Source organism: Streptomyces turgidiscabies Car8, from assembly GCF_000331005.1.
In the GTDB taxonomy this organism is placed as follows: domain Bacteria; phylum Actinomycetota; class Actinomycetes; order Streptomycetales; family Streptomycetaceae; genus Streptomyces; species Streptomyces turgidiscabies.
In genome coordinates this window covers 1-6,960 of sequence record NZ_AEJB01000350.1, presented here as the reverse complement: position 1 = coordinate 6,960, position 6,960 = coordinate 1, and the positions used below count along the sequence as shown (strand labels likewise).

Sequence of the window (6,960 nt, the reverse complement as noted above, 5' to 3'; positions counted from 1 at the left end):
TCTTGTGTGTCTGTCTACCGGTCTGCCTACTCGGCGCTACTCAGCCGCCGCGATCAGCTCGCGGCACTTCTTCACGTCCTCGGACATCTGGACGAGCAGTGCGTCCAGCGAGTCGAACTTGGCCTGGCCGCGCACGAACGCCAGGAAGTCGACGGCGACGTGCAGACCGTACAGATCAAGGCCCACACGGTCGATGGCGTATGCCTCCACCGTCCGTTCCGTGCCGTCGAACTGCGGGTTCGTGCCGACGGAGATCGCGGCCGGCATCTTTTCGCCGTCCGCGTGCAGCCAGCCCGCGTAGACACCGTCGGCGGGGATCGCGGTGTGGGGCAGCGTCTCGACGTTGGCCGTGGGAAAGCCCAGTTCGCGCCCTCGCTGGGCACCTCGGACCACTACGCCCTCCACCCGGTGCGGGCGGCCGAGGATCTCGCCGGCGCCCTCCACGTCACCCTCGCCGACCAGGCGCCGCGTCAGCGTGGACGAGAACGGCTCGCCGCCGCCCGCCTCACCCGACACGTACAGGTCGACGACCTCGACCTCGAAGTCGTAGGTGCGGCCGAGTTCGGTCAGGAACTCCACATTGCCGGCCGCCTTGTGGCCGAAACGGAAGTTCGGACCCTCGACGACCGCCCGGGCGTGCAGCTTGTCGACCAGGACCTTGACCACGAAGTCGGCCGGGGAGAGCTTCGAGAACTCCTTGGTGAAGGGCAGGATGAGGACGGCGTCGACACCCAGATCGGCCATCAGTTCGGCGCGGCGATGGTGCGGGGCCAGCAGCGGCGGGTGACTGCCGGGCCGCAGGACCTCACTGGGGTGCGGGTCGAACGTCACGGCGACCGTGGGAACGCCCAGCTCACGGGCGCGCGCCACGGCGTGGCTGACGATCAGCTGGTGTCCGCGGTGGACTCCGTCGTAGGAGCCGATGGTGACGACGCTGCGTCCCCAGTCCTCGGGGATGTCCTCCAAGCCACGCCAGCGCTGCACTGTGACCGCTCCTCGTCGAACCCGTGTCCGTGTCTGCCTCTTACGCAGGCCTTCTTACGCAGGTCTAAGGGTGCCATGCCGAACGCGCCCCGCTCGCATCGGCATGGAGGCTGTGACGGGGCGCACGTGACTGATAGTCGACCGTCGCCCGCAGATTGCCGCTGGGGACGTCCCCGGAGATGTCCCTGAGACATGGCTTCGGACCACATCTGCCTGCGTCGGCCTGCGGCTACGCGGGGACCCGTACGCCCGCCAGGTTCTCGATCATGCGGCGGGTGCTGGGGCCCACCACTGTCGCCCACTCCCCGGGAGTGTCGGCCAGCCAGCCCGCCAGCGACACCGCGAATCCGGGTACCCGCCTGCTCAGTTCGACCAGGACGCAGTCGAAACGGGTCGCGCCCTCCGGAGTGCGCACGAGGAGCAGCCCGCAGCGGTGGACGAGGCCCCGGGTGCGCAGCTCTCCGTGGCGGGCCGCGTCCTTCGCGATGGCCCGGAGCAGGGTGTCGAGAACGGTGGGGTCGTGCTCCCTGGCCAGCAGGGCTTCGAGCAGTTCGTGGCGGAAGGGGCGGGAGACAGGGGCCCCGGGCGCGGCCAGCACGGTCGCGAGGGCAGCGCGGACCGGCGCCGGGCCGTCGTCGAGAAGGCCGGTGACCAGGGGAAGGAGTACGGGCCGGACGGTGGGGCCGTGGTCCAGTCGCCGGTCCACGTACGCGGCCATGTGCCCGGCGGTCCCCGGGTGCCGCTCCACCACCTCCCGTACGAGGGCGGCGATCCGGCGGGCCGCGGCGGGGGGTGTGACGTCGGCGAGGGTGCGCAGGGTGTCGCCCGCCTCCGGGCCGAGCAGCCTGGCCCGGAACGCGTCGAGGACCGGCTCCGGGTGGGTCGCGAGGGCGGCGACCAGGGCGCTCGGCGGGAGGTGCGGGTCCCCGGCGGTGAAGTGCCGCAGCGCCTGCGGGAGATGGCGGGCGCGGGTGAGTGGATCGCGGACGAGGAGTGCGAGCGCTCCGCCGTGCAGGGTGCGGTCGGTGGGGCGGGCGAGCAGGGCGAGGGCCGCGGAGCGCAGCAGGTCGCGATCGGCCTCCGTACGCACCTGGGGTGCGACGCGCGGTCCGTACACCACCGCCGCGACCCGCCGGGCCGGCCGCTCGTCGTGCGCCCACCGGGCCACGGCCCGGCAGACGGCGGACGGCTCCTCTTCGGCGAGTACGGCGAGGAGTTCGTCCCCGCGCCGGTGGGCACCGGCGACGAGCACTTCGATCAGGCCGTCCACGGCCCGGTGGCGATGGGTGTGGAGAAGCGCCTGAGCGGCGGTGGCCACGGTCGCGTCCGGCGTCGCGGGCAGCGGCCGGTCGTCGTCGAACCAGCGGGCGAGGAGCGGTTGTACGGCGGCGGGGTCGGTGGCGAGCAGTTGGGCGACGGCGTCCAGGTAGCGGGGCTGGTCGGACCGGCCCGGAGGCTCGTCACCGACGACGAGCCTGCGGAGCAGGTCGAAGCGGGCGGCTTCGGGGAGGTGGAGCGCGGTCCAGAAGGACGGCCCCAACTCCGGTGGCACCGGCCGGTTCTGCCGGCGGCGGGCCACGATGTGGTCGGCGAGGAGGCGCAGGACGTGCGTGTACGGGGTCGCGTCGGGGACATGCCTCAGTACGTCGGTGAGGAGGTGGGTCGCCCACCAGGTGGAGGCCGACGGGCGGGGCGCGGCCACGGACCCGGGCTCCAGAGCCTGCGTCAACTCCCTCAGGCGGTGGGCCAGTTCGGGGGTGCCGTGCTGGCGGGCGAGGAGCAGCAGGGACTGGACCACCGGTCCGATGCGGTGGTGCGGTACGGGCACGGGGGCCGTGTCCCCGGCCTTCTCCGGGCGGCGCCGGTGGACCAGGGCGTGCAGCGCCTCGTCCACGTCCAGGTGCGCGCCCTGGATCCAGTCGGCGAGTTCCTCGTGGGCGAAGCGGTAGCCGGTGCCGGCCGGGACGAGGAGGCCCTCGGTGAGGACGGCGGAGGCCCAGCCCGTGCCGCCGCCCAGCCGGGCCGGGGCGGGGCCCCAGGGGAACACGGACTCGAAGGACGCGCGGTCCAACTCGCCCTGTCCGGGGCCCAGACTGCGGCGGGCGGCCTCGTGGACCTGGCCCGAGACCTTGGCGGCGAGGCGGCGTACGGGGGTGCCGCGCAGCCCGTTCTCGGCGGCGAGGCGGACGGCGATGCGGAGGCACATCAGGTCGAGGTAGGACGTGAAGACGTCGTGGCGGTCGAGGCGGGGGGCGGCGCTGCCAGGGGTGTCGGGGAGGGCGGGGAGTGCGGCGCGGACCTCGGAGAGGAGGCGCAGGGTGAGGGGGTGGCGGGCGTCCTGGGGGGTGAGGGCGGTGGGCGGGACGGCGTAGCGGGACTGGGCCTGGTGGGCTTCGGCTTCGGTGAGGTCGGTGAGGAGGAGGTGGTGGTGCGGCGCCTCGTCCCCGGGGGATGCGCCCCCTGTCTGTTCCCAGTACTCCGGGCGGCAGGCCGTCACCAGGCGGGCGTTGGTCTCCTGGAGCCAGCTCTCCGTTTGCCTCGTCCAGTCCTGGGCGCGGTGGGCCAGGACGGGGGGCATCTCCTCGGGGCCGTCGAGAAGGAGCAGGAGGGGGCGGCCCGACGTGTGGGCGAGGCGGGCCAGGCGTTCCGGGGTGATGTCGCCCAGGTCCGTGTCGCGTGCGCTCGACGCGGCCACGATCCGGCCCGCCCGGTCCAGCGCGCGGCGGGCCGCGTCCGCCACCGAGGTGTCCTCGTCGCGCAGGTCGGCGCCGCGCAGCCACAGGGTGGGGGCCGGATCCGGGTCCCGGTGGCGGCGGGCGGCGAGGGCCGCGAGTTCCGTCGTACGGCCGCTGCCCGGGGCCCCGACCAGGCCGAGGACTACGGCCGGGCTCTCCGTCTCGGCGGTGAAGGCCTTCAACGCCCTTGCCGGTTCGGCCCGTTCGACCGGTTCGACCACGTCCGCGTCCACGCCGCCCGTGGCTCGGCCCACGAAGCCGGTCAGCGCGCCCGGTGGTCCGTCCGAGCCCACCGAGGTGGCCGTCAGTTCCAGGACGCCCGCGAGGTTGAGGTCGGCGCCGTAGGCGGGCACCGTCGCCGCGTTTCGGGCGAGGAGTTCGGTGAGCGGGCCGGGGCCGTCCGCGAGCCGGCCGCGCAAGGGGAGTGCGAAACCCGCCGCGCGGTGTCCGGCCGGTTCTCCCGGCCCGTCCGTGGGCTGCGGGAGCAGAGCGGTGCCCAGGACCCCCAGTACCGCTCCCGTCGTACGGTCGAGCACCGGGCCGCCGGCCGCGCCGCCGCCCAGCCGCAGCGCGTCACTGCCGGCCGTGCCGATCGCCAGCTCAAGAGCGTCGGGGAGGAGATGGAAGCGGTCCGTGGCCGTGTACGTGACGTCGGTCGTGCCGAGCACGCGCGCCTCGCGCCAGCCGCCCGCGGCGATCCGTACATACGTGCCCGTCGCGACGCGGATCCGCGCGGAGACGGGGACCGGGGCCACGCCCAGGCCTTCGGTGTGCACAAGGGCCAGGCCGAGGTGCGGAAGAGGGGTCACGGCATCCGCCGCCGACACCACGCAGGTACGGTCCGCGGCGCCGTGCACGACCAGCCGGGCCAGGCCGTCGACCGCCTCATGGCTGGTGATCAGCGTGCCGTGGTGGTCGGCGACGAAGCCCATGCCCCGCGGGCGCCCGGCCAGGTCGCACACACGCACGAGCCACTCGTCGGCAGCTTCGGCGGCGGTCTCGCCGTCCCCCGCTTCTCGCGCACCGGCCGACGGCCGACGGCCGCCCCCGGCGCGCGGGCCCCGTCCCGCCATCGTCGTCCTCCCCGTCGTACACGCGAGCCTGCGTACGCACGCGTCTACTGCAACGGTAGGCACTTGATGATCAGCGGGACAGGGCGTGCGGCGAACGCGCCCCCTTCCGCCCCCTCGGTTCACTCCGAGCGCCTGCCCGGACGGGTGAATGAATCGCGAGGGATGGATACACCTTGGGTGGGGGAACCGAGGGGGGAACCGTGGAGCGGCGGGAACGTGTCCCCGTGATCGCCGCTCCACGACTCGGTACCCCGGCTCGGTTTCGGTCTCAGACGAAGACCGCGAGGCTCTTCGCCTTGCCCTTCTCCTCCTCCACCAGGGCGAGGAACTGCCCGGCGGGGTCGAAGACGGCCACGGCGCCGACGCCCGTGTACTCCTCGGGCATCTCCAGCCGTACGCCGTTCGTCAGCAGGCGCGCCCGCCGCTCGTCCACGTCCCAGCGCCGGAACGCGGCGGTGGCCGCCTCGGCGATCGGCATCACCGTCAGCTCCTGCTGCAACTGGTCGAGCGTCCGGGCCGCGTCCAGCTTGTACGGTCCCACCCGCGTCCGGCGCAGCGCGGTGAGGTGACCGCCGACCCCGAGGTCGGCGCCCAGGTCCCGCGCCAGCGCACGGATGTACGTACCGGAGGAGCACACCACCGACACGACCAGGTCGACCACGGGGGTGCCGTCTGCCGCGACCGCTTCCCGGACGTCGTACACCGCGAAGGAGGAGACGGTGACCGGGCGGGCCGGGATCTCGAAGTCCTCGCCCTCACGGGCTCGTTTGTAGGAGCGCACGCCGTCGATCTTGATGGCGCTGACCTTGGACGGCACCTGCATGATGCGGCCGGTCAGCTTGGCGACACCGGCGTCGACGGCCTCGCGGGTGACCGCGGAGGCGTCGGTGGAGGAGATGATCTCCCCCTCGGCGTCGTCCGTGAGCGTGTTCTGTCCGAGGCGGACGGTACCCACGTACTCCTTCTCGGTCAGCGCGAGGTGGCCGAGGAGCTTGGTCGCCCGCTCCACCCCGAGGACGAGTACGCCGGTGGCCATGGGGTCGAGGGTGCCGGCGTGTCCGACGCGGCGGGTCCTGGCGATCCCGCGCATCTTGGCCACCACGTCGTGCGAAGTGAAGCCCGACGGCTTGTCGACAATGACAAGTCCGTCGGGCGTCCTGGTGTTCTTCTGCGTCATTCGGCGGTGTCGTCCTCGTCGTCAGGCTTCTTGTACGGGTCCGCGTCACCGGCGAACGCGGCGCCCGCGGACGCCTGGCGCACCTGCGCGTCGGAGGCACGGGCCTTGTCGAGGAGGTCCTCGATCTTCTTGGACGTGTCCGGGAGCGCGTCAGCGACGAAGGTCAGGGTCGGCGTGAACTTCACACCCGCGGCCTGGCCGACCGCGGAGCGCAGCACGCCCTTGGCGCTCTCCAGGCCGGCGGCGGCGGCTGCCCGCTCCTCGTCGCCCCCGTACACCGTGTAGAAGACGGTCGCCTCCCGGAGGTCCCCGGTGACCCGGGTGTCCGTGATGGTGACGTTGGTGCCGAGCCGCGGGTCCTTGATCCCGCGCAGCAGCTTCTTGGCCACCACCTCTCGGATGAGGTCAGCCAACCTCTTCGCCCGCGCGTTGTCGGCCACTGGTGTGTCTCCCGTTCTTCCTGTTCAGCGTCTTCCGCGGTTTCAGCGTTCTCCGCGGTTCTGCGTTCCGCGTACCCGCAGGTCGTTCGTCTGTGCGGCCGGCCATCGGCGTCAGTCGTCATCGCCGTGGAGGCGCCGTCGTACGGACAGCAGTTCCACCTCGGGACGACCGGCGACCAGCCGCTCGCACTGGTCCAGCACATCGGTGATGTGCCCCACGTCCCCGGCCACCACCGCCAGGCCGATGCCGGCTCTGCGGTGCAGGTCCAGGTGTTCGACCTCGGCCGCGCTCACCGCGTACTTGCGCTGGAGCTCGGCGACGATCGGACGGACGACGGAGCGCTTCTCCTTCAGCGAGCGTACGTCGCCGAGCAGGAGGTCGAAGGACAGAGTCCCCACGTACATATGTGTATCCGGATGTCCCGCCGGTACGGGATCGATGGCCCCGCCGACGGTACGGGCGGGGACATCGAGAACGGTACAACGAACGGGGCGGCGGCTCGACGGGATTGTTCTCGCCCCCGGGCCCCCGCTCCTCAAACGGCCAGCTG

The 6,960-nt window shown here is 72.8% G+C and carries 5 protein-coding genes; all 5 read right to left on the bottom strand.

The genetic code is table 11. The annotated features are described in order from the left end of the window. Positions 1–36: 36 nt before the first annotated feature. Positions 37–984 (bottom strand): bifunctional riboflavin kinase/FAD synthetase, encoded by a 948-nt coding sequence (locus STRTUCAR8_RS23585; RefSeq protein ID WP_006378450.1) that lies wholly within the window; start codon positions 982–984, stop codon positions 37–39. 229 nt (positions 985–1,213) lie between these two features. Continuing rightward, positions 1,214–4,792, bottom strand: a complete 3,579-nt coding sequence (locus STRTUCAR8_RS53465; protein WP_006378453.1) for a hypothetical protein — start codon at positions 4,790–4,792, stop codon at positions 1,214–1,216. A gap of 268 nt (positions 4,793–5,060) precedes the next feature. Further along, complete coding sequence (gene truB / locus STRTUCAR8_RS23575) at positions 5,061–5,969, bottom strand: tRNA pseudouridine(55) synthase TruB (protein ID WP_006378451.1); 909 nt, start codon at positions 5,967–5,969, stop codon at positions 5,061–5,063. Next, positions 5,966–6,409, bottom strand: a complete 444-nt coding sequence (gene rbfA / locus STRTUCAR8_RS23570; RefSeq protein WP_006378452.1) for a 30S ribosome-binding factor RbfA — start codon at positions 6,407–6,409, stop codon at positions 5,966–5,968. The genes truB and rbfA overlap by 4 nt, the downstream gene beginning before the upstream one ends. A 111-nt stretch (positions 6,410–6,520) precedes the next feature. Beyond that, a complete protein-coding gene (locus STRTUCAR8_RS23565) occupies positions 6,521–6,814 on the bottom strand; it encodes a DUF503 domain-containing protein (protein ID WP_044472747.1) in 294 nt (97 codons plus the stop codon). Positions 6,815–6,960 lie beyond the last annotated feature (146 nt).

Coding starts and splice junctions, on each gene's coding strand:
- STRTUCAR8_RS53465 (WP_006378453.1), bottom strand. CDS start 4,792: ATGGCGGGACGGGGCCCGCGCGCCGGGGGCGGCCGTCGGCCGTCGGCC.
- truB (WP_006378451.1), bottom strand. CDS start 5,969: ATGACGCAGAAGAACACCAGGACGCCCGACGGACTTGTCATTGTCGAC.
- STRTUCAR8_RS23565 (WP_044472747.1), bottom strand. CDS start 6,814: ATGTACGTGGGGACTCTGTCCTTCGACCTCCTGCTCGGCGACGTACGC.